This is a genomic window from uncultured Salinisphaera sp., from assembly GCF_964012375.1.
Classification (GTDB): Bacteria; Pseudomonadota; Gammaproteobacteria; order Nevskiales; family Salinisphaeraceae; genus Salinisphaera.
Window position 1 is genome coordinate 1 of record NZ_CAXGSH010000064.1, and the last position, 22,650, is coordinate 22,650.

Consider the following 22,650-nt stretch of genomic DNA (forward strand, 5'->3'; position numbering starts at 1 on the left):
CACCGTCTGTGAGGACTCGAACGCGATCCGCGAGAGGTTATGCAGAGCTTCCCTAGTTCAGGGCGTAGCGCTGGCCAAGCGTGTCGCGCAGCGCATACTGTACGCAGGCATCGTGCTCGAACGCATCGAGTTTGTCCTGTTCGTTGTCCGCGCTGCCGGCTTCGCGCAGACGCCCGGCGTCGTCGAAGCTCACGATCGCGCCCACCGTCTTGACATGAATCTCGCCGTTTTCGTTGGCCTTGTCATCATAGGCCACCTGAACATAGCGCAGGCGCTTGTCGGCGAACTGGGGCAGTTCGCGGCGGCCCTCGGCCACTTCGGCGGCCTCGTCCTCGCTGAATTCTTCGATCGCGCCATCCTGGGTGAGCAGGAAGTGATGTACGGACATGACGTACTCCGCTGATGGATCGTTACGGCCTCGGGTTGTCTGGCGCATGCGTGCAAGACGACTCCGACGGGCTCTATAAGTGGTGCACAAATCGCGCCGATTCAAGATGCTGCGCGCAGGTGTTCGAGATATGCGTCCGCTTGGAAGGCTGGTGTCGGGTACAATCGCGCCTTGTTCGATTGGCAACCTCGTGTTCTATACACGGCCGTGAAGGGCTATTGATGGCAAAGGCAGCCGCCAAGCAAACCAAAGCCAGTAAAGCAGGGCCTAAGCCCAGTGCCAAGGCGCGCGAGCAAAATACGCCGCCGGCGCCGCCGAGCCGCTACCGCCAGCGGCTGGGCCGTCTCATGCGCGAAGCCGTGTTGTTTGGCGCGGCGGCAATCACGCTGTTTCTGCTGGCCGCGCTGGTTTCATACAGCCCGCGCGATCCCGGTTGGTCGGGCCTTGGCGATGGCACCGCCATTCGCAACCTGTTCGGCGCCCCAGGGGCATGGTTTGCGGACGTATTGCTGAGCCTGTTCGGCTATCTCGGCTTCATCTTCCCCTGGCTGGTGCTTTACGGCGGCTGGCTGGTGTTCGCCAACAGCGAGCGTGAACGAAGCGACGTGTTCTCGCGCAGCATTCGGGCGGGAGCGCTGTTGCTATGGCTGGTGTCCGGCTGCGGTCTGGCGTGGCTTGCCCTGGGCGACCAGAACGCGGCCATGCCCCAGGGCAGCGGCGGCATTCTGGGCGCGGCCAGCGCGGGCGCGATCGCCGGGGTGATCAACAAACTCGGCGCGGCCTGGCTGTTGATTACAGTATTCGTGATCACCCTGTCGGTGGGGCTGGGCTTTTCCTGGCTGGTGGTCACCGAACGCACCGGCCACTTCGTGCTCACGATACTGCAGGGCGGCTTTACCGAAACGCTCGATCGGCTGCGCGCCTGGCAGGCCAACCGCGCCGAGCGCAAGGCCGCCGAACCCGCAAAGCCGGCAGCCAAGGAGAAGAAGAAATCGCGCGTGGCGCCGTCGCTGGATAACGGCGACAGCGCGCAGCACGCGCCCGTGCCCGCGCCGGCTGCGAGCGGGGTTCAGGTCAAGAAGCCGAAGAAGTCGATCAAGGCGAATCAGCTGGATCTGCCGATCGAAGAGCATGTTGACGTACCCACCTATGATCCGGAGCGCGATAGCCCGATTCCGCCGACCGCGCTGCTGGATCCGGCGCGCGAGAGCAAGAACGACCAGGATGAAAGCGTGCTCCAGCGCATGTCGGAGCAGCTCGAGCAGCATCTGGCGGACTTCAACGTGCAGGGCAAGGTCGTCGCGGTGGAACCGGGGCCGGTAATCACCCGCTTCGAGCTGGATCCGGCGCCGGGCGTGAAGGTCAGCCAGATCTCGAATCTCGCCAAGGATCTGGCGCGGGCGATGTCCACGACCAGCGTGCGCGTGGTCGAGGTCATCCCGGGCAAGTCCGTGGTGGGCCTGGAAATCCCGAACGCCGACCGCGAGATCGTGGCGCTGCGAGAGATTCTGGAATCGCCGCTCTACAGCGGCAACAAGTCGCCGCTGACCATGGCGCTTGGCAAGGATATCGGCGGCAATCCGGTGACCGCGGATCTGGGCAAGATGCCGCATCTGCTGGTCGCCGGTACCACGGGCTCCGGCAAGTCGGTGGCGGTCAACGCCATGATCTTGTCGATTCTGCACAAGGCCACCGCCGAGCAGGTCCGCCTGATCATGATCGACCCGAAGATGCTCGAGCTGTCGGTCTACGAGGGGATTCCGCATCTGCTCGCGCCCGTGGTCACCGACATGAAGGACGCCGCCAATGCGCTGCGCTGGTGCGTGGGCGAGATGGAGCGCCGCTACAAGCTCATGGCCGCGCTGGGCGTGCGGAACGTGGCCGGCTACAACACGAAAGTGCGCAAGGCGATCGAGGCCGGCACGCCGATCGAGGATCCGATTCTCAAGAACGCCCAGTCCAACGATCAGGCCGAGGCCGGTGAAGAGGTGCCCACGCTCGAACCCATGCCGGCAATCGTGATCATCGTCGACGAGCTGGCCGACATGATGATGGTTGTCGGCAAGAAGGTCGAAGAGCTGATCGCCCGTATCGCCCAGAAGGCCCGTGCGGCCGGTCTGCACATGATCCTCGCCACGCAGCGGCCGTCGGTCGACGTGATCACCGGCCTGATCAAGGCCAATATCCCCACGCGTATCGGCTTTCAGGTGGCCTCCAAGATCGACTCCCGCACCATTCTCGACCAGCAGGGCGCAGAAAGCCTGCTCGGCCACGGCGATATGCTCTATCTGCCGCCCGGCACGGGCTTTTCCACCCGTGTCCATGGTGCATTCGTGGACGACCACGAAGTCCACAAGGTGGTGGAATATCTCAAGCAAGTGGGCGCGCCGGACTATATCGACGAAATTCTGGAAGGCGGCGGTGCCGACGGCGAGGGCGGTGCCGATGACGAGGAAGACGCCGAGGCCGATCCGCTTTACGATCAGGCGGTGGCGATCGTCACCAAGACGCGCAAGGCCTCTATTTCCTATGTGCAGAGACGCCTGCGGGTCGGCTACAACCGCTCCGCGCGACTTATCGAACAGATGGAGAACGCCGGCATCGTCAGCGCTGCCGAGGGCAGCGGCGGACGTGAAGTACTGGCCCCGCCGCCGCCAGAGGACTGAATTTTCGTCGGCATCGGTCGATCTGTTCTGCAAACGGTATGTCGCGCAGAGTTCAGGCGTGATTCATGGCCGCGGCCTAGCATGCTCTAAAACATCCTTCGCCCCTTTCATATCCATCAAGGAGAGCGCTGCAATGCCTCTGCGCCGAATTCTCGTTGCCTTCCTCCTGCTTTGCGCCGCGGTGAGCGCGCACGCTGATGGCGTGGGCGATCTCGAAGCCTTCTATAACAACGTCGACAGCCTGTCCGCCCAGTTCGAGCAAGAGCAGAAGGACGACAGTGGGCAGATGCTGCAACAGGCCAGCGGTACGTTCCTGCTGTCGCGTCCGGATCGTTTTCGCTGGGAATACACCGCGCCGTACAAGCAGGTTATCGTCAGCGACGGCGAGACGTTCCGCTTTTACGACGTCGACCTCGCCCAGGTCACCATTCGCAGTATCGATGCCACCCTCCAGGCCACGCCTGCGCTGTTGCTCACTGGCGGCGCGGCGCTCGAGGACGCATTCAATATCGCCTCGGCCGGTCAGCGCGACGGAATGAGCTGGGTGCGCCTGACCCCGCGCGCCGACGATACCGATTTTCAGGAAGTGCGCCTTGGCCTCAAGAATCAGGTGCCCAGCGTCATGGAACTGGACGATAACCTGGGCCAGACCACGCATATCCGGTTTAGTGATATCGAACTCAATCCGAAGCTCGATGCGTCGCGCTTCACGCTCGATATTCCCGATGACGTGGAAGTGGTCGACGGCCGCGGCATGAACGGGCAGGGCCGGTAGTGCCCATCCTGCGCCAGGACTATGCGCTGGGTCGGCTCTGGCTCGCGCTGGGGCTGTTTGGCTGCGGGGTGCTCGTCTACGCCTGCCTGATGCCGAATCCGCCGCAGGCCCAGGTGCAGCATTTCGACAAGTTCGAGCACTTCGCTGCATTCGCACTGCTATCGGGCTGGTTCGCCAACCTCCTGGCGCCGCACTATCTCCGCGTCATCGTGATCATGATTCTGTTTGGCGCATTCATTGAAGTTGCGCAGTCGTTCACGCCCTATCGAAGCGCGGATTGGCACGATCTGATGGCCGACGCCTTTGGCGTGGTCGCGGGTGTGGCACTTGCACGCCTTGGGGCAATGCGCTGGCTCGGGTATCTTGACGCGCGTGTCGCAGCAAAAACAGATCAACCTCGATAGCTCCACCGCCAGCGCCGGCCGGCCCTTGGCGGACCGCATGCGCCCGGCGCGTCTGGCGGACTATGTCGGCCAGACGCATATCCTGGGTCCGGACAAACCGCTGGCCCGGGCACTGGCGGCCGGGCGTATCCATTCCATGATTCTTTGGGGCCCGCCCGGCACGGGTAAGACCACGCTCGCGCGCCTGCTGGCGGCCGAAGTGGATATCCGTTTCGTGCAGATTTCGGCAGTGATGGCCGGGGTTAAGGACATTCGTGCGGCGGTGGCCGAAGCCCGCAAGGCGCGTGAAGTCGAAGGCCGCGGTACGTTGTTGTTCGTCGACGAAGTGCACCGCTTCAACAAGGCCCAGCAGGACGGCCTGTTGCCCTATGTGGAGGACGGCACCGTCGTGCTCGTGGGCGCGACCACCGAAAATCCCTCGTTCGAGGTCAACAACGCGCTGTTGTCGCGTACGCGCACCTACGTGCTGCGCGCGCTCGAGCCGGGCGTGGTGCGCGAACTCATCGACCGCGCGCTCGCCGATGGCGAACACGGCCTGGGCGAACGCGAACTGGACATGTCGGCGGAACTGCGCGACCAGCTGGCTGCCCGCGCCGACGGCGATGCCCGCCGGGCATTGAATCTCCTTGAGCTGGCCGCGGATATCGCCGCCGGGCGCGACGATGGGCGCGGTGAAATCACCCAGGCCGATCTGGATGAAGTGCTGCGTGAAGGGCTGCGCCGCTTCGACAAGGGCGGCGATTACTTCTACGACCAGATGTCGGCCCTGCACAAGAGCGTGCGTGGCAGCGACCCCGACGCCACACTCTACTGGCTGTCGCGCATGCTCGAGGCCGGCTGTGACCCGCGCTACGTGGCACGGCGGGTCACCCGCATGGCCAGCGAAGACATCGGCAACGCCGACCCGCGCGCGCTGCGACTCACGCTCGATGCCTGGGACACCTACGAACGCCTGGGCTCGCCGGAGGGTGAGCTCGCCATCGCCCAGGCCGCGGTCTACCTGGCCTGTGCGCCCAAGTCGAACGCGGTGTACATGGCGTTCAACGCCGCCTGGCGCGACGCGCGCGAGCACGGCACGCTGGAAGTGCCGATGCATATTCGTAACGCACCCACGAAGCTCATGAAAGACCTCGGCTATGCCGAGGGCTATCGCTATGCCCATAACGAGGCCGACGGCTATGCCGCCGGCGACAGCTATCTACCCGAAGAATTGGCCGGCACGCGCTACTACGAGCCGGTGGCCCGCGGCCTGGAAATCAAGATCGGCGAAAAGCTGGCGCGCCTGCGCGCGCAGGATGCCCAGGCACCGCAACGTGTAAGCCGCAGCCATGCGCAGGGCACGTCGGACCCAGGCGAAAACCGCTAGCCAGGATCTGATTATTCCCCGGGCCCACGAATAGATCATTGAATAAATCATTCTTGGGTTGATAGCACGCGTATGCGAGAGCACGCGCGCCCCGGCCGGGGCCGTTAAGCCACTCTGAGAGAGGACGGACGGTGCCAGCGTTTCTTTCGATGGCGTTGAAAAAAGCTGCCGCAGCCAGCCGTTCTGCTGCGGATTGATACATCCCGTATCGGCTCGATTTCGCAGTCTTCCCGGAACGTTTGGGCCGCGCGTGGCCGCAGTTGCCGACCATCGAGTCTTCGCCGAGCACCGCGCGATTCAAAAGCGACTAGATTAATTTTCTCTTTGGCCGATAAAGGAATAAACGTACGTCGCCTGCCGGTCGCGCATCCAGTCGCAACTCCCGAACATAGCACCGCCCGCGCCACGCGGGCAGGGGGGCGCCGCGATTTTTGCGCAAAACGTTCGTCCGGCGGTGCCGATATGTCGTATCTAGAGGTTCCGATATCCAAGGATTGCGTTTTAATGTCGGCAGACCCAACCAACGCCAGCAACACAACCGATATTCTCTTTGCGCGACAGCCGATCTACGATCGCGATGCGACGCGCCGTGGCTTCGAGCTACTGTTTCGCCAAAGCGCCAGCGCCTTGAGTGCGCCCGTCGTTTTCGACGGCGAAGCGGCGACCCGCAGCGTTCTGGTCAATGCCTTTTCAGAAGCCGATATCGAAGTCGTCTGCGAGGGCAATCCGGCGTTCGTGAACTTCACCGAGCAGACGATCGCCGAGGATCTGCCGTTCGACCCCGCGTTCCTGGTGGTGGAAGTCCTCGAAAGCGTCAACGCCACGCCGGTGGTGTTCGAGGCGCTTACGAACCTGCGCCGTTTGGGCTTTAAGATCGCCCTCGACGACTATACTCGGCCCGACGCGGACCATCCGCTGTTGTCTTATGCCGATATCGTCAAGCTCGAATATCCGGCCTACTCGAACGCGTCGCTCGCGCAGGCCATCGAGGCGCTGCGCACGCAATATCCGCAGATCACGCTTCTCGCCGAAAAAATCGAGACGCATGAAGACTTCGAGCAGTGCCGCCAACTTGGCTGCGATCTGTTTCAGGGGTATTTCCTGGCGCGCCCCGAGGCCGTTTTCGGCCGGCCATTACCCGCCGCGCATGTCCGAATTCTCGAGCTGCTCGCACGCCTGAATGATCCGAATGCCGGTATCGATCAGATCGGGCGTACCGTAAGCGAGGATCCGTATCTGAGCCTGCGGGTGCTCAAGCTCGTCAACTCATCGCTGTTCGGTATGGCACGGGAGATCACCTCGCTCGACCGGGCGATTCTTGCCCTGGGTCTGAATCGACTGCGTGCCTTCGCAAGCCTGCTGGCCTTGTCTGGTCTTCAGCGCAAACCACTGGCCCTGCAATACATTGCCATCAGCCGCAGCTTTATCTGTCAGACGCTCTGCGAGCATCGGGCCGGCTGCGACGGCCCGATGGGGTTCATGATCGGGCTGTTGTCGTGTCTGGACGCATTCACCGATCGGCCACTGGCCGAGGTGCTGGCCCAGGCGCCTTTCGACCCCAAGATCGTGACGGCATTGCTCGATCGCCAGGGCCCGCTGGGCGTCATTCTGGATGCCACACTCGCACACGAACGCGGCGAACTGGAGCAGGTGCCCTGGGCTCGGCTCCAGGCCTTGGGTATCGAGCCCGAGACGTTCATGGCCGCGTTCCGGCAATCGGTAGCCACCGCGCATCAACAAATGCAGATGTTTCATTAGGGCGTGTTAACGCTAATGAAATCGTCGCGCCGCGCTCTTATCCGTCGTTTCTTTCAATAGCGTCACGACCGGTGGCCGTGGCGCGCGTGCTGGCGTACACGCGCGTTATCAACCCGAACGACCATAGAGTTCCATGTCGGGCTCACAACATGGGTTATTGCGTATCTTGCTCGATAATACGCCGGGCGACTTCGTTTAGATCGGCGCCGACTATATCCGGTGCTTCGCCCACCGGGTTGATGGTCTGACCGTTGCGGGCGACGAATGCACCCGCACAGCCGGCACGTATCGCGCCGGTTATATCCCAGTCGTGCGCGGCGATCATGCGTAGAGAAAACAGGTCGCAGTCCAGCGCCTGCGCGGCGACCGCATAGGCGGCCGGGTGCGGCTTGTATTTGCGCGCATGGTCGACCGACAACACGTGGTCGAATAACGATGCGAGCCCGGCGTTCGCAAACTGCTGATCAACGGTTTTCTGGGCGGAGTTGGTCAGGGCGACCAGTTTGAAACCGTGATCGCGAAGGGTTGCGAGCGCTTCGGGCACTTCCGGACAGGGCGCCAGCTGGGCGATGGTGTCGAACACCCGTTGCTTGTCTTCGCTGGCCAGTTCGTCGGTTCCGGCCATGGCATCCAGACAGGCATCGGCGAGCTGGCTGAAGTCGCGATATTCGCCGGTCAGCGTCGTAACGGTGGACCAATGCAACAGGTTTGCGAACCAGCGCTCGCGCGCATCGGCGCTGCCGAACAGCGATTCAAAGACCGGATCCAGCGGTGCCAGATCAAGCAGGGTTTCGTTTACGTCGAAAACGAGATGGCGGTACGGCATGGGGATCATTGGCGAAGCATTATATTGCGCGCAATAGTACGGGCACTACTGCGACATTGCGAGATGAAACGCTAAAAGCGCCGTAATCGCATTGGACGGTTTGAAAAGACATATTTTCCTGCGCGCGTCTTCGGGTCGGCGAGGCCCTGCCAGCCTAAGGCGAGATACGGCTCGCGGCGGGTTTCTCTTCTTTACGGCGTAGGTATGAAGCTCGTATGTCGTTTATGATCACGACATCGATCGTCGCCGACCGGTGCGGGGTATGGCGGCCTACTCTTCAGAGGCGCGATGAAAGTTCTAATTGCAGATGACCATCCCTTGTTTCGTTCTGCGCTGAGCCAGGCGGTCAAGCAATGCCTGGACTCGCCGGTGCTTGAAACCGTAGGTTCGTTCGACGAACTCAGCGATATGTTGAAACGCAACAGCGATCTGGATCTGCTGCTGCTGGATCTGAACATGCCGGGCGCACGCGGTTATTCGGCCCTGGTGCATGCGCGCAGCGTGGCGCCGGCATTGCCGGTGATCGTGGTCTCGGCTTACGAGGACGCGGGTGTCGCCCGCGCAGCGCTGGATCATGGTGCGGCCGGCTTCATCCCGAAATCGGCATCGCCAGAAACGATGGCGCACGCGATCGATACCGTACTGGCCGGCGATCGCTGGGCGCCGGAGGCGGTCGATGAAGTACCCAACAGCGATAACGAATTCACCGATAAGCTGGCGCTGCTCACGCCGCAGCAGCAGCGGGTACTGGTCATGCTGACCGACGGCCTGCTCAACAAGCAGATCGCGATCGACCTGGATATTTCCGAGGCGACGGTGAAAGCGCATATCACCGCGATTCTGCGCAAGCTGGGTGTGCATACGCGCACCCAGGCCGTTATCGCCGCGCGCAGCCTGGAAATCGACTGGGCAAGCTACGGCCGAAGCGCGCCGGGGGCACCGAGCAACGGCGAGGCCTGAGCCCGGGCCTCAAGCACGGGCAAGCATGGCCAGCGTGGCCCGCAGCTTCGCCGGTTCCAGCGGCTTGTAAAGCACGTTTACGCCCATGGCCCGGGCGCGGTCGACGATCGCGCGATCGCGGTTGGCGGTAATCAGAAGACAGCGCAGATCGCGCACCTCGAGCAGGCGGGCGGCCAGCTCCAGGCCGTTCGGGGTGTTGCTGCCCAGGTCGAAATCCAGCACCGCGATCTCGATATCCAGGTCGGTGGCCACCGCGGCCGCGTCCTCGGCGGGCGCGGTGATGCATTCGGCCTGCCAGCGTTCGAGCAGGCCGGTGAGCGCATCGAGCGATGCGTTGTCGTCATCCACGCACAGAATCTGACACCCAGCCAGCGCCTGGGCTTCGTCGGCGGGATTGAGCACACGGCTTTGGGTATCGGTATCGTCGCCCGGCGCTGCGCGTTCCACCTCCAGACAGAACAGGGTGCCGTGGCCGAGCTTCGAGCGTACCTCGATGCGATGGCCCAGCAGGCGCGCCATGCGATCGGCCAGCGACAGGCCCAGGCCGAGGCCACGATCGCCCGAGACGGCGGTGGAAGCGCCGCGCGAGAATTCTTCGAAGATCGTGCCCAGTTGTTCGTCCGCGATCCCGGGGCCGGTATCCCAGATCTGTATGCGCACGTGATCGCGGCTGCGACGTACGCCCAGCAGCACGCGGCCCCGCGGGGTATAGCGTACGGCGTTGGAGAGAAAGTTCTGCAGAATACGGCGTAGCAGGGCGGGGTCGGAGCGCACCCAGCAGCTTGACGTTACGCTGTGCAGATCCAGGCCTGCCTCCTGTGCCAGTACGGAGAACTCGGCGGTGAGCGGGTCGAGCACGCGCGTCAGCGCAAAAGCGCGCGGGCTGACGTCCCAGGCGCCGGCATCGATCTTGGATATATCCAGTAGCGGCTCGAGCAGCGACTGCGCCGCCTCCAGTGATGTCTGGATATGGGTCAGTGCCTCGGTCTGGTCGGCATGACCGCGTTCTCGGGCCGTGGCGGCGAACAAACGCGCGGCATTCAGCGGCTGCAGCAGATCGTGGCTGGCAGCGGCCAGAAAGCGGGTCTTGCTCAGGTTGGCGCGTTCGGCCTCCCGGCGTGCCTGCTGGGCTGCCTGCTGGGCCGCGGCGCGTTGATCGTTTTCCCGGCGTAGCCCTTCGTTGGCGCGGCTGAGGGCCGCGGTCCGTTCGGTCACGCGGGCTTCGAGCTGTTCGTTGGCCCGGGTCAGCGCGGCTTCGGTGCGCTTGAAGGCGGTGATGTCGTTGAAGGTGGTAACGAAGCCGCCGCCAGGCATGGGGCTGCCGGTCATCTGCAGCACGGTGTCGTTATGTCGGTGACGTTCGAAGCGATGCGCCCGGCCTTCACGCATATGCGCCAGGCGCTTGCGCACATGTTCTTCGACCGGGCCCGGGCCGCATTCCCCGCGCATGGCGTTGAAGCGAATCAGATCAGCCACCGGGCGGCCGGTGCGTACCAGCCCGGGCGGATATTCGAACAGCTCGAGATACCGCGTATTCCAGGCCACCAGTCGCAGGTCCTGATCGATCACGGAAATGCCCTGTTCGATATTTTCCAGGGCGGCCTGCAATACGCTGCGGTTGAACTGTACCGCGTCGGCGGTACGGTCGATCAGACGCACCATGTCCTCGATCGCCAGATCGCGCTGGCGTAGCCCGGATGCGAGCATGAGCCGTGCCGAGGCGCTGCCCACCACGCCGGCGAGCCGGCGTTCGGCGAACTGCAGCAAATGCGCATCCACGAGCTGATTCGACAGAATTTCGCGGTCGTGGTTGCCGGCATATTCGTTGAGCGCGGCATGCGCCGCCTGCACGCCGAGAAAGCGCTGCAGCAGCACTTCCAGCTCGGCGACGCGGATCGCCGGCTGGCGGGTCTCCGTACGGCGACGCTGGGCCCGCTGCAGGCCGAGATCGACGAAGGCGATGGCCTGGGCGCGTTCGATGAGGCTGGTCGAGCTGTTGAGCGATACGCCGGTCATGACGACGATATCGACCAGCAGGATCCAGAACACGCCGTGGGTGAGCGTATCGCCGAAGTCGTAGCCGAAAAGCGCATGCGGCGTGAGCCAGCTGATATGGAACGGCCCGGTGGCCACCCAGCCGGCATCCAGCCAGCCCACCGCGGCCAGGTTGGGCAGCACCAGCGTATAGATCCAGACGCCCAACCCCGCGGCCAGCCCTGCGACGACCCCGCGCCGACCGATGGCGCGGATGTACAGCCCGCCGATCAGCGGCGGCAGAAACAGCGCGACGCCGGCGAAGGACAGCAACCCGATGGATGCAAGGGCCTCCGAGTTGCCGAACAGGCGGTAGCAGCACCAGGCCAGAAACAGAATCAGCACGATCAGCCCGCGCCGGATATGCAGCAGCGCGTTGCCGATATCGCGGCGGCCGATGAAGCCCAGGCGCGGGATACGCAGTATCAGCGGGACCACGACTTCGTTGCAGAGCATGGTCGCCAGCGTCACCGTGGCCATGATCACCATGCTGGTGCCCGCCGATACGCCGCCGATATAGGCGGCCAGGGCCACGCCGGGCGCGTCGGCCGCCAGCGGCAGGGCGAGCACGAAACGATCGGGATTGACCTGGCCCGGTTCGAACAGCACCAGGCCGGCAGCGGCCAGTGGGATCACGAACAGCGACATCAGCAGCAGATACAGCGGAAACAGCCAGCGCGCCGTATTCAGGTCGCGCGTGTCGGTGTTTTCCACCACGCCGACGTGGAACTGGCGCGGCAGGCACAGCGTGGCGCCGACGGCGAGGATGCAGGTGGTTGCAAAGCGGGCATCCAGCAGCGGCGCGTCGAACAACTGGTTGAACTTGTCGATTTGCCCGGCTTGAGCGAACAGGTCGCCCAGGCCGTTGAACATGCCGTAGACCACGAACAGGCCCACGAACAGAAAGGCAGCGAGTTTGACCACCGACTCGAAGGCAATCGCCAGGATCAGGCCCTGATGCGACTCGCGCGGGTTCACGTGCCGGGTGCCGAAGAAAATGGTGAACACGGCCATCAACACCGCGACATAAAGCCCGGTATCCACCCAGGGCACATGCGGCTTGGCGTCGGCGTTGGCTATCTGTGCGCCCTGCGTGAGGGTATAGAACGACATGGTCAGCGCTTTGAGCTGCAAGGCGATATAGGGCAGCACCACGAACAGGGCGATGCCCGACACCAGCGCCGCCAGCCCCTGGGACTTGCCATAGCGCGCGGCGATGAAGTCGGCGATCGATGTGGTGTTCTGTTGCTTGGCGATAAGCAACATCTTGCGCAGGATCGGTGACAGCACCAGCAACGCGAACATCGGCCCGACATAGATGGGCAGATAGGTCCAGCCGTGCGTTGCCGCGCTGCCGACGTTGCCGAAAAATGTCCATGACGTGCAGTAGACCGCCAGCGACAGCGCATACACCACCGGGCGCGAGCCCGGGCGCTTGTTCGCCCGGCCGCGGCGGTCGCCGAAGTGGGCGATCGCGAACAGGATGCCGATATAGACGATCGAGCTGGTAACCAGTATCCAGGCGCTTATGATGACGAATTCCCCCGCGGCCGCTGGCGGCCGTCTCTATTCGGATCGGTTCGGGCTACGGTGGCCCATGCAGCTTGCCGCCGACGGCTGTCGGGCTGCAGGCGGCGGCTGTGCCCCATATAATGCCGCGCAAATCCAATGACGACGACGTTATGCTCGATCCCCGCCTGCTTCGCAACGATCCACAGGCCGTCGCGGCGGCGCTGAAAAAGCGCGGCTTCGATTTCGACGCCTCGGCCTATGCCGATCTCGATGCGCGCCGCAAGACGCTGCAAACGCGCACCGAAGAACTGCAGGGCGAGCGTAATCGGCGATCCAAGGCAATCGGCAAGGCCAAGGCTGCCGGCGAGGATATCGAACCGCTCAAGGCCGAGGTGGGCGATCTGGGCGACCAGCTCGATGCGGCCAAGGCCGAGCTGGACACCATCCAGCAAGAACAGGACGCCATTCGGGCCGGCCTGCCCAATCTGGTCGCGGATGATGTACCGGTCGGCGCCAGCGAGGACGACAACGTCGAAACGCGGCGTTGGGGCGAGCCGCGCGCCTTCGATTTCGAGGTGCGCGACCACGTCGAGATCGGCGAAATGCTCGACGGCCTGGATGCGGCCACTGCCGCCAAGCTCACCGGCGCGCGCTTTACCGTGCTCCAGGGTGGCGTGGCCCGACTGCACCGGGCGTTGATTGCCTACATGCTCGCCACGCATACTGCCAACGGCTATACCGAGTTGAACGTGCCCTATATCGTCAACTCGAAATCGCTCTACGGCACCGGTCAGCTGCCCAAGTTCGGCGAAGACCTGTTCCGGCTCGCCGAGCCCGAGGACTACTACCTGATTCCCACCGCCGAAGTGCCGATGACCAATATCGTGGCCGACGAAATCGTCGAGCACGATCGGCTGCCGCTGAAGTTCGTGACCCATTCGCCGTGCTTTCGTGCCGAAGCGGGCGCGGCCGGGCGCGACGTGCGCGGCATGATTCGCCAGCACCAGTTCGAGAAGGTGGAGATGGTGAACATCGTGGCGCCGAGTGAATCGACCGCGGCGCTGGAAGCATTGACCGCCAGCGCCGAGTCCATCCTCCAGGGGCTTGCGCTGCCGTATCGCGTGGTCACGCTCTGCACCGGCGATATCGGCTTTGCCGCGGCCAAGACCTACGATCTGGAAGTGTGGCTGCCGAGCCAGAACACTTATCGCGAGATTTCCTCGTGCAGCAACTGCACCGATTTTCAGGCCCGGCGCATGGGCGCACGCTATCGCGACCCCGAAACCGGCAAGCCGGTGCTGTTGCATACGCTCAACGGGTCGGGGCTCGCCATCGGGCGCACCCTGGTGGCCGTGCTGGAGAACTACCAGAACGCGGACGGCAGCGTGGATATTCCGACCGCGTTGCAGCCCTTCATGGGCGGGGTAACGCGTATCGAAGCCTGATTCGTCATGGATGGCGTGCGCGCCTGCACCCGGTTTCGGGTGCGGGCAGGCGTGTCGGTCGACTAAAGACCGACCTGGCTATGTGTGAAACGCGGCTGGTTGAATTCAAGCAAGCCGGTGGTCCGCACATGACCGCGAAGACACGGCCCTTGGGCCTGTCGTCGCGAGATAGGCCACCGCATCGGCGACCAGGCCGCGGCAGGACAAGGCATCGCGAGTGCCGCGTGGTTGTGCCACGTCATGTGCCACGTCAGCGAGCCAGCCCATGAACCGTAACGCCGGATTGCCTCCGACCGATCATTATTCGTTGGGGATTGCGATCGCATATCCCGTGACGACAGGCCGAAGGCAACACTACAGTTCGGGCAGTTCGGCCCAGAGCTGCTTGACCAGCGCGTCGTAGCGGGCACCCGGGTATTCGGCCAGGGCCTCGTCGAGCACCGCGCTGGTCAGATGCGGCGCGAAGATCTCGATGAAGCGGCGCATATAGCCGCGCAGGAACAGGTTGTGCCGAAAGCCGATATGCGTGGTGCTGGAGGCGAACAGGTGGCTGGCGTCCAGACGTACAAGGTCGGCGTCGGCGACCGGGTCGTAGGCCATGTTCGCGATCACGCCCACGCCGAGCCCCAGGCGTACATAGGTCTTGATTACGTCCGCGTCCACCGCGGTGAGCACCACGTTGGGGGTGCGGCCCTCGGCTTCGAACGCGGCGTCCAGATGCGAACGTCCGGTAAAACCGAAGGTGTAGGTCACGATCGGCTGCTCGGCGAGCCGGGCCAGTTCCAGCCTGGGCGTATCGGCCAGCGGATGATCGCGGGGCACGAGCACGCAGCGGTTCCAGTGATAGCAGGGCAGCATCACCAGTTCGTCGTAGTGCTCCAGGGCTTCGGTGGCGATGGCGAAGTCGGCATCCCCGGCGGCGGCCCAGCCGGCGATCTGGGGCGGCGCGCCCTGGTTGAGATGCAGCGACACCTGAGGATATTCGCGACGAAAGGCGTCGACCACGGGCGGCAGGGCATAGCGGGCCTGGGTATGGGTGGTGGCTACGCACAGCGATCCGCGATCCGCGTCGGCGAACTCGCTGGCCGTGCGGGTGATGTTCTCGACCTCGGAGAGAATACGGCGGGTGGTCTCCAGAATCCGTGCGCCCGCGGGCGTGATGCGATCCAGATGCTTGCCGTTGCGTTCGAACACGAGCACGCCGAGCTCTTCTTCGAGCAGCCGGATCTGCTTGCTTACCCCGGGCTGGGAGGTATGCAGCGCTTCTGCCGCGGCGGTGATGTTGAGTCGACGCTTGGCGACTTCGTTGATATAGACGAGCTGGCGCAATTTCATGGCAGGAAAGGGTCGATCACGTTATGCCGTTATCTTATTAAAGCATGAATATATAGTTCTATCCGATTTGACAGCCACCTGATAGCCTGCGCGCTTTCTTGCTTGCTCCGAGAGTAGCGCAGACGATGATTGCGTTCAGCCTAGCCGGGTTGCTGGTCGGCGTAGCCGTCGGCGTGACCGGTGTCGGCGGTGGTTCCCTGATGACGCCGCTGTTGATTCTGATCTTTGGCTTTGCCCCCTCCGCGGCGGTGGGCACCGACCTGCTGTATGCCGCCGGAACCAAGGGGTTCGGAACCTGGCTGCACGGCCGCCAGCAGACCGTGGACTGGTCGGTGGTGGGGCTGATGGCCAGCGGCAGCCTGCCGGCTGCGGTACTCACGATTTTCTGGCTGCACTATGTCGGGCTCGACCCCTGGGTCGAGCACCTGATGACGATCACTTTGTGTGTCGCGATCATCGCGACCGCGGTTCTTACCCTGGTACGCAAGCGCATCATGGCCCGTATCGGCGAGGAGAACCTGGGCGAATCCGGCCTGCCGCCGCGTCTGTTGGCGCTACGCCCGGCGATCACGGTCGTGGGCGGGGTGGTGCTGGGTGTACTGGTCACCCTGTCGTCGGTCGGCGCGGGCGTGCTCGGTACCACGCTGTTGCTGCTGCTCTATCCGCGCCGGGCGGCGATACGGATCGTGGGAACCGATATCGCCCATGCCGTGCCGCTGACCCTGGTGGCCGGCATGGGCCATCTGAGCCTTGGCACCACGGATCTACCGGTACTCGGGTTTCTGCTACTCGGGTCGATACCGGGTATCTATCTGGGTACGCGGCTGGGTTCGCGCTTGCCCGATGGCCTGCTGCGGCCGATCATATCGGTTCTGCTGTTGGTGATTGGCGCGAGCATGCTGTTTGATAGCGTCGTGTCGCTCACCTCATCAGGCTGAGGCTTGCCCCCTGACTGCTATTTTGTCGAAAAACGTTTCCAGTTTGCCGATTTTCGTTCGCCTTGCCGGGCGCCCCGTTCTGGTGGTCGGCGCAGGGCCTGTGGCCACGCGCCGTATCGAGCGCCTGCTCGATAGCGGCGCCGCTGTGACGGTGGTTGCGCCCTCGGTTGGCGAGGCGGTACGAGCATGGGCGGATTCAAATCGGCTACGCCTGATCGAGCGGGCGTTCGAAGCGGCTGACGTCGACGGTATCGCGCTCGTGTTCGCCTGTACCGATGAGCCCGCGATCAATAGCGCCGTGGCCACGGCCGCGCACGAGGCCGGTTCGCTGGTTCAGCGCGCCGACGATGCCGGCGCATCGGATTTTCTGGTGCCGGCGGTCGTACGCCGCGGCGTGTTGCAGATCGCCATCTCCAGCGACGGCCAAGCGCCAACGCTCGCCCGTATTCTGCGTAGTCGCCTCGATGCCTGGCTGCCACGCGCCTATGGCGATCTCGCCGGACTGGCGGCGGATTTTCGCGACGTGGTCAAGCAGAAGCTGCCGCGGCATCATCGCGCCCGTTTCTGGTCGCGGGTACTGGATGGACCGATCGCCGAAAAGGTGTTTACCGGGCGACTCGCGCAGGCGCGTGAGGAACTCGATCAGCTTCTGGCCGAAGACAGCCCGGTGGTACCGACCCGGGGCGAGGCCTATCTCGTGGGTGCCGGGCCGGGCGATCCGGACTTGTTGACCTCGCGCGCGCTGCGGCTCATGCAACGCGCCGATGTCGTGCTATTCGATAGCCTTATACCGGCTGCGATCGTCGAGCTGGCTAACCCGAAGGCCGAGCGTATTCATGTCGGCAAGCGGGCCTCGCGCCATACCTTGCCCCAGGAAGACATCAATGCGCTGATGGTACGGCTGGCCGGCGAAGGCAAGCGCGTACTGCGCCTGAAAGGCGGGGACCCCTTCGTATTCGGTCGTGGTGGCGAGGAAATCGCCCAGCTCGCCGATGCTGGTATTCCGTTCCAGGTCGTGCCCGGAATAACCGCGGCGAGCGGCTGTGCGGCCTATGCCGGTATTCCACTCACCCATCGCGACCATGCCCAGTCGGTGACGTTCGTTACCGGTCATCTGAAGGAGGGCGAGCTGGAACTGCCGTGGCCGCAGCTGGCACGGGTCGGTCAGACGGTCGTGTTCTTCATGGCGGTCAAGAGCTTGCCGGTCATTTGTGAGGCGCTGCGTGAACATGGGCTTAGCGACGACTGGCCCGCGGCGTTGGTGATTGAAGGCACGACGGTGCGCCAGCGGCTCGTGGTCGGCACGTTGGCCGACCTGCCGGCACGGGTTGCCCGCGAAACGATCGAGGGCCCCGCGCTGCTGATTGTGGGCGAGGTGGTCCGGCTCAACGAAACGCTTGGCTGGTTCCGCCCGGATCGTTGACGCCCCGGCGCGTGCTTCACGCGTGCGCACAAGAACGTCGAATTGACGCGAATGATCCTTGCTTGGCGCCGCGCGCCCGGCGCGTCGAACTACGCTCTGGGCCGGTGCGCGGGGCGGTTATCGCCGGCCCGGGTCGGCGCACCCGGTCGGGTTCGATTCGGGCGGTATGGCTGTTCGCCATTGTCGTGACCCGATATGCGGCTGAATGAACCGACGCGGCAATAAAAAAACCCGGAGCGCGGGACGCGCTCCGGGTTGTGAGGCAGTCTGGTTACTGCCCGCCTTTCAAGGCGTTAGGCGCTACTCCTCGCCCATGAACACGCCGAGCAGCTGCAGCAGGCTCAGGAAGAGGTTGTAGATGGTCACGAACAGGGTGACGGTCGCCGTGATGTAGTTGGTTTCGCCGCCGTGCACGATTTCGCCGGTCTGATAGACGATCAGGCCCGACATCAGCAGCACGAACAGGGCCGAGACCGCCATCGACAGAGCCGGGATCGAGAACACGACCGCGATGATGCTCATTACGAAGGCAACCAGAATGCCCATGAACAACATGCCGGCCCACTGATTGAAGCGCTTGCCGGAGGCCAGCGCATAGGCCGACATGCCCAGAAAGATCGTGCCGGTGCCGCCCAGCGCCAGCATGACGATTTCGGTGCCGTTGGAGAAATTGTTGATGTACAGATTGAGAATCGGGCCGATGGTATAGCCCATGAAACCGGTCAGAGCGAAAACGCTGACCAGCCCCATGCCGCTGTTCTTGGTCTTCTCCACCGCGAACAGCAAACCGAAATAGCCCACCAGGGTGATGATCAGCCCCGGGTGCGGCGCGTTGAGCGCCATCGCCGTGCCGGCAACCAGAGCTGAGAACAGCAGCGTCAGCGACAGCAGCATGTAGGTGTTGCGCAGTACGCTGTTGGTGGCCAGCGCTGTCTGCGCGCGCGAAGTTCGAAGAGTGCGTTCCGCGTTCATTTGTCGATCTCGAATTGAGTATGGTTGAGAGGCTATCACGCTTTATTCGCAAAGAAATCTTTGCCTGAACAATGCATATAAACCGCTTTCTACGACATCATCCGTGCTTGAATCATAGACTCTTTGCGCATTCAATCGTTCCCGCGATTGCCATACTCTGCCTGCTTACGAGCATCGCGCTCGCGCCGACCGCGCGGGCCGACGCGTCATGGCCGGCAGAGCTGGGTTTGCCGCGTTCATCTGATCGGGATATACGGCTTATCGAAAACGATGGATTCGTGATTGGCTACGACGCAGCGCGTGGACGAGCGGCATGGGTGGCATATCGTCTGACGGCGGTCGTGGACTACGTCAATCGGCCACGCCCGCCGTTCATCGACGACCCGCGCATTAATACGGTCACGGATACGCATATCTATGCCGGGCCGGCCTACGATCGGGGTCATCTGGCGCCCAACTACGCCATGAGCCAGCTTTATGGGGAAAAAGCCCAGCGCCAGAGCTTCTATTACAGCAACGTCGTGCCGCAGCGCCCACGCTTGAACCAGCTTCTCTGGCAACGCCTGGAGGAGGTCGAGATCGACGACGTGGCGCCGGCGCATTCGCCGCTGTGGGTGCTGGTCGGTCCGATCGCGGCCGATAACGAGCGCAGCACAGACCCCTGGGGTGAGCAGGACAAGGCCTCTCGTACGCCGGCGGCTTTCTTTCGTATCTGGGTGGCGCGCGACGACCACGGCCGCTGGCAGGCCATGGCATTCGTGGTGCCCCAGGCCGTACGCGGCGACGAGCCGCTCGATGAGTTCGTCGTCGCCATCGCCACCATCGAAGCGCGCACCGGTCTGGAATTGTTCCCGGCCCTGGCGGCGACCGCTCGGGCGCGCATGGAAAGCAGTCCGGCGCCGCGCTCTCGCTTCGGTTTGCAGGCGCTGGCATGCAATCCGGCGCGCTATGCGGCACGCTGGCGGGATCGTGGCCCGATACGGCTGAACTTCGATCGCTGCGAAGCCCACTGATGACGACACGTTTTTCGCGCGTGCGCACGCGCGTGTATGAGTAGAACAATCAATGCCTAACACGGAAAAAATGGCGAAAAGCTCGGAGGCTTTTTGGCGTCAGCTGTCGATACGACAGGGCCTGATCGGCTCGGTCGTATGCCTGCTTCTCCTGTTCGGCACGGCTTGTGTAGTCAGTTTGTTTTCTGCCGAAAACGTGCGCTCTGCGCGGGCTCTGTCCGACGACGTGGCCAGTACGCTTACCCGCACCGCAGAGCTCGACGAAGCCGTGACCCAGAGTCAGAGTGCGCTACGTGGCTATGCGCTTTCCGGCGACCGCCAGTTCGTGGAAACCATCGAACGGATGACCGCCCAGTTCGAAGTGGCCTTGGACAGCCTTTACGCCTATAGCGACGAGTCGGCGCTCCAGCGACGCCGCCTCAGTGCCATCGAGCGTCTGCAGCAGCAATGGCATGCCGATGTGATCGTGCCGGTGGTCGACGAAGTGGCCGCGGGTAACCTGGCCACGGCACGGCGAGAGCTCAGCCAGGGACGCGGCATCGAACTGACCGACGCACTGCGCCACAACCTCAATCAGTTTCGGTTCCAGGTGCAAAACGAACTCGATCGCAGCGTGGCGTTGATCGATTACCGCCAGGAGCGCGCACGCTGGCTGTTGTTCGGCGTGCTGTTGTTCGGCCTACTGACCGGGCTGTTCATGGTCCGTGCAATCGTGCGGCGCGTGACCCGGCCGTTGAGCGTACTCGCCAAGATGACCACCCGGCTTGCCGAGGGCGAGCGCACCCTGCACGTGCACTTTCGTGAACGCAAAGACGAAATCGGCGAAGTCGCGAACGCGCTCGAAAAGTTCCGCCAGATCATCATCGAACAGGATAGCCAGGCCTGGATTCGCGATCATCGTTCGCAAATCACCGTGGCGTTGCAGAAATGCAAGTCCGAGCAGGAAGTGGGCAAACGTCTTCTCGAAGAACTGGCCCCGCTGTTCGGGGCCGGCTATGCGGCGCTGTTCACGCCGGTCGCCGGCAATGACCGGGACGATGTTTTCGCGCTGGCCGCGAGCTATGGCTACAGCCGCGACGTAGCCCAGACCTTCGAAGCCGGCGAGGGGCTGGTAGGGCAGGTGATCGACAGCGGCGAGCAGATACTGCTCACCGATGTGCCGACTAACTATCTAAGCGTGCGTTCCGGGCTGGGTGAGCTCACGCCGGAGGTGTTGTTGATCGCGCCTGCGAAAGCGGGCGGCGGTATCCTCGGTGTGCTCGAGCTGGGCATGCTCAAGACGCCGACCGAAGCCCAACAGGAGCTTCTGAATACGCTTATGCCGAGCGTTGGGCTCGGGCTGCTATCTCTGGCGCGCACGCGGCGCGCGGTCGAGCTGCTCGAACAGAGCCGGGCACAGACCGAGGCGCTGAAAGAGTCCGAACAGCGCCTGCGTGATCGCCAGGAAGAACTCAAGAACGCGAACAGCGAACTGCGCATGCAAAGCGAGGAGCTCAATGCTCAGTCCGAGGAGCTGCGCGCCTCGGAAGAAGAGCTCAAGGTTCAATCCGACGAACTCCAGGCCACCAACGAGGAACTTCGCCAGCGTCAGGAGCTCATGCGCAAACAGCAGCAGGAACTGGCGCGGCTGCACTCGGAAACCAAGCGCCGTGCCGAGGCGCTCGCCCGGACCAGCCAGTACAAGTCGGATTTCCTGGCCAACATGTCGCACGAGCTGCGTACGCCGCTCAACAGTCTTCTTATTCTTTCGCGCAGCCTGGCGGATAACAGCGCGGGGCATCTCGATGAAGAAGAGGCCGAGGCCGCTGCGATCATCCACGAGTCCGGTACCGGCTTGCTGCGTCTGATCAACGATATTCTCGATCTGTCGAAGATCGAGGCCGGCAAGATGGCGGTCACGCCGGAACGTACGGAAGTGGACGGCGTCGTGCGCCGTATCGAGCGCGATTTTGGCCACGTCGCCCAGAACAAGGGGATCGCCTTCGAGGTGCATGTCGGTGTGGGCGTGCCCGATACCCTGGTGACCGATGCCGGCAAGCTCGATCAGGTGATACGCAACCTGGTGAGTAACGCCATCAAGTTCACCGAACGGGGCACGGTGCGGGTGGAGGTCGTGGTCCCCGCGGACGATACCGTGTTCAGGACCGAGGGGCTCACCCACGAGAATGCGCTCGCCGTTCATATTATCGACGAGGGCATTGGCATTCCGGAAAATCGTCTCGAACAGATATTCCAGGCCTTCGAACAGGTGGACGCGAGTACCAGTCGCACCTACGGCGGTACGGGCCTGGGCCTGTCGATATCGCGCGAACTCGCACGTCTGCTGGGCGGCGAAATCGACGTACAAAGCGAGCTGGGGGCGGGCAGTCGTTTCTCGATCTATGTCCGGCGCGTGCTGGATGCCGATATCGAGATATCGCCCAGGGTCAGCGACAAGCCGCTCACCCGGCGTGTGGACGAACAGACCAACTTGACCGCGGCGCGGGCGCTGTCCAGCAGCGCGAGTCCGCGCTCGGGGCGCCCGCATGTGTTGATCATCGACGACGACGCGACCTTTGCAAGAATCGTGGCCCAGGCCGCACAGGCACGCGGTTTCGAATGCAGCATCGCGCCCAATGGCGAGCAGGGGCTGGACATGGTGCGCCAGCAGTTGCCCGACGCCATCGTGCTGGATCTCGGCCTGCCCGGCGGGCTCGACGGCTGGGCGGTACTGGATCGGCTCAAGGCGAACGAGCGTACCCGCGATATTCCCGTGCATATCGTGTCGGCGGCCGACGACACCGGCTATTCGCAAAAAGCGGGGGCGGTGGGCTATCTGCGAAAACCCGTGTCCAA

General features: G+C 63.5%; 16 protein-coding genes. 11 read left to right on the forward strand and 5 right to left on the reverse strand.

Annotated features, from left to right (window positions below; genetic code table 11):
• Window positions 1-52 precede the first annotated feature (52 nt).
• Window positions 53-388: a hypothetical protein gene (locus ABNU97_RS11830; protein WP_348766907.1), complete on the reverse strand. Its 336-nt coding sequence runs from the start codon at window positions 386-388 to the stop codon at window positions 53-55.
• A 221-nt stretch (window positions 389-609) separates the two neighbouring features.
• On the opposite strand from ABNU97_RS11830, the gene ABNU97_RS11835 reads away from it, so the two are divergent.
• From ABNU97_RS11835 to ABNU97_RS11855, 5 genes are all read left to right on the forward strand, one after another.
• Window positions 610-3,054, forward strand: a complete 2,445-nt coding sequence (locus ABNU97_RS11835; protein ID WP_348766908.1) for a DNA translocase FtsK 4TM domain-containing protein — start codon at window positions 610-612, stop codon at window positions 3,052-3,054.
• A gap of 133 nt (window positions 3,055-3,187) precedes the next feature.
• Window positions 3,188-3,829: an outer membrane lipoprotein chaperone LolA gene (gene lolA / locus ABNU97_RS11840; protein ID WP_348766909.1), complete on the forward strand. Its 642-nt coding sequence runs from the start codon at window positions 3,188-3,190 to the stop codon at window positions 3,827-3,829.
• Window positions 3,829-4,233, forward strand: a complete 405-nt coding sequence (locus ABNU97_RS11845) for a VanZ family protein (protein ID WP_348766910.1) — start codon at window positions 3,829-3,831, stop codon at window positions 4,231-4,233. The genes lolA and ABNU97_RS11845 overlap by 1 nt, the downstream gene beginning before the upstream one ends.
• Window positions 4,202-5,599, forward strand: a complete 1,398-nt coding sequence (locus ABNU97_RS11850) for a replication-associated recombination protein A (RefSeq protein WP_348766911.1) — start codon at window positions 4,202-4,204, stop codon at window positions 5,597-5,599. The genes ABNU97_RS11845 and ABNU97_RS11850 overlap by 32 nt, the downstream gene beginning before the upstream one ends.
• Window positions 5,600-6,103: 504 nt before the next feature.
• Window positions 6,104-7,357, forward strand: coding sequence for an HDOD domain-containing protein (locus ABNU97_RS11855; RefSeq protein WP_348766912.1), 1,254 nt, complete (start codon window positions 6,104-6,106; stop codon window positions 7,355-7,357).
• A 154-nt stretch (window positions 7,358-7,511) separates the two neighbouring features.
• On the opposite strand, the gene ABNU97_RS11860 is transcribed toward ABNU97_RS11855, so the two are convergent.
• A complete protein-coding gene (locus ABNU97_RS11860; protein WP_348766913.1) occupies window positions 7,512-8,183 on the reverse strand; it encodes a haloacid dehalogenase type II in 672 nt (223 codons plus the stop codon).
• A gap of 288 nt (window positions 8,184-8,471) precedes the next feature.
• Between ABNU97_RS11860 and ABNU97_RS11865 the strand changes: the two genes are divergently transcribed.
• Window positions 8,472-9,143: a response regulator transcription factor gene (locus ABNU97_RS11865; RefSeq protein ID WP_348766914.1), complete on the forward strand. Its 672-nt coding sequence runs from the start codon at window positions 8,472-8,474 to the stop codon at window positions 9,141-9,143.
• 9 nt (window positions 9,144-9,152) lie between these two features.
• Here ABNU97_RS11865 and ABNU97_RS11870 read toward each other — a convergent pair whose 3' ends face one another.
• Window positions 9,153-12,593 carry a PAS domain-containing hybrid sensor histidine kinase/response regulator gene (locus tag ABNU97_RS11870; protein WP_348766915.1) on the reverse strand — a complete coding sequence of 1,147 codons (3,441 nt, stop codon included), beginning with the start codon at window positions 12,591-12,593 and terminating at the stop codon, window positions 9,153-9,155.
• A gap of 266 nt (window positions 12,594-12,859) precedes the next feature.
• Here ABNU97_RS11870 and serS point away from each other — a divergent pair, with 266 nt between their 5' ends.
• Complete coding sequence (serS, locus tag ABNU97_RS11875; protein WP_348766916.1) at window positions 12,860-14,134, forward strand: serine--tRNA ligase; 1,275 nt, start codon at window positions 12,860-12,862, stop codon at window positions 14,132-14,134.
• Between the two features lie 354 nt (window positions 14,135-14,488).
• Here serS and cysB read toward each other — a convergent pair whose 3' ends face one another.
• Window positions 14,489-15,469 (reverse strand): HTH-type transcriptional regulator CysB, encoded by a 981-nt coding sequence (gene cysB, locus ABNU97_RS11880; RefSeq protein ID WP_348766917.1) that lies wholly within the window; start codon window positions 15,467-15,469, stop codon window positions 14,489-14,491.
• 125 nt (window positions 15,470-15,594) lie between these two features.
• Here cysB and ABNU97_RS11885 point away from each other — a divergent pair, with 125 nt between their 5' ends.
• Together ABNU97_RS11885 and cysG are read left to right on the forward strand one after the other, a co-directional pair.
• Entirely contained in the window at window positions 15,595-16,407 is an 813-nt protein-coding gene (locus tag ABNU97_RS11885) for a sulfite exporter TauE/SafE family protein (RefSeq protein WP_348766918.1), read from the forward strand.
• 22 nt (window positions 16,408-16,429) lie between these two features.
• Complete coding sequence (cysG, locus tag ABNU97_RS11890; protein ID WP_348766919.1) at window positions 16,430-17,830, forward strand: siroheme synthase CysG; 1,401 nt, start codon at window positions 16,430-16,432, stop codon at window positions 17,828-17,830.
• A 300-nt stretch (window positions 17,831-18,130) separates the two neighbouring features.
• Here the strand turns inward: cysG and ABNU97_RS11895 are convergent, their stop codons facing one another.
• A complete protein-coding gene (locus ABNU97_RS11895) occupies window positions 18,131-18,802 on the reverse strand; it encodes a Bax inhibitor-1/YccA family protein (protein WP_348766920.1) in 672 nt (223 codons plus the stop codon).
• Window positions 18,803-18,873: 71 nt separating this feature from the next.
• Here ABNU97_RS11895 and ABNU97_RS11900 point away from each other — a divergent pair, with 71 nt between their 5' ends.
• Entirely contained in the window at window positions 18,874-19,815 is a 942-nt protein-coding gene (locus ABNU97_RS11900; RefSeq protein WP_348766921.1) for a DNA/RNA non-specific endonuclease, read from the forward strand.
• Between the two features lie 178 nt (window positions 19,816-19,993).
• The coding region (locus ABNU97_RS11905; RefSeq protein ID WP_348766922.1) for an ATP-binding protein at window positions 19,994-22,650 on the forward strand (2,657 nt) is incomplete at its 3' end.

What these genes read in the sequence shown, in the direction of transcription:
- ABNU97_RS11830 (WP_348766907.1), bottom strand. Translation starts at nt 388, where the DNA reads ATGTCCGTACATCACTTCCTGCTCACCCAGGATGGCGCGATCGAAGAA.
- ABNU97_RS11885 (WP_348766918.1), top strand. Translation starts at nt 15,595, where the DNA reads ATGATTGCGTTCAGCCTAGCCGGGTTGCTGGTCGGCGTAGCCGTCGGC.
- cysB (WP_348766917.1), bottom strand. Translation starts at nt 15,469, where the DNA reads ATGAAATTGCGCCAGCTCGTCTATATCAACGAAGTCGCCAAGCGTCGA.
- serS (WP_348766916.1), top strand. Translation starts at nt 12,860, where the DNA reads ATGCTCGATCCCCGCCTGCTTCGCAACGATCCACAGGCCGTCGCGGCG.
- ABNU97_RS11900 (WP_348766921.1), top strand. Translation starts at nt 18,874, where the DNA reads ATGCATATAAACCGCTTTCTACGACATCATCCGTGCTTGAATCATAGA.
- ABNU97_RS11860 (WP_348766913.1), bottom strand. Translation starts at nt 8,183, where the DNA reads ATGCCGTACCGCCATCTCGTTTTCGACGTAAACGAAACCCTGCTTGAT.
- ABNU97_RS11835 (WP_348766908.1), top strand. Translation starts at nt 610, where the DNA reads ATGGCAAAGGCAGCCGCCAAGCAAACCAAAGCCAGTAAAGCAGGGCCT.
- ABNU97_RS11855 (WP_348766912.1), top strand. Translation starts at nt 6,104, where the DNA reads ATGTCGGCAGACCCAACCAACGCCAGCAACACAACCGATATTCTCTTT.
- ABNU97_RS11865 (WP_348766914.1), top strand. Translation starts at nt 8,472, where the DNA reads ATGAAAGTTCTAATTGCAGATGACCATCCCTTGTTTCGTTCTGCGCTG.
- lolA (WP_348766909.1), top strand. Translation starts at nt 3,188, where the DNA reads ATGCCTCTGCGCCGAATTCTCGTTGCCTTCCTCCTGCTTTGCGCCGCG.
- ABNU97_RS11895 (WP_348766920.1), bottom strand. Translation starts at nt 18,802, where the DNA reads ATGAACGCGGAACGCACTCTTCGAACTTCGCGCGCGCAGACAGCGCTG.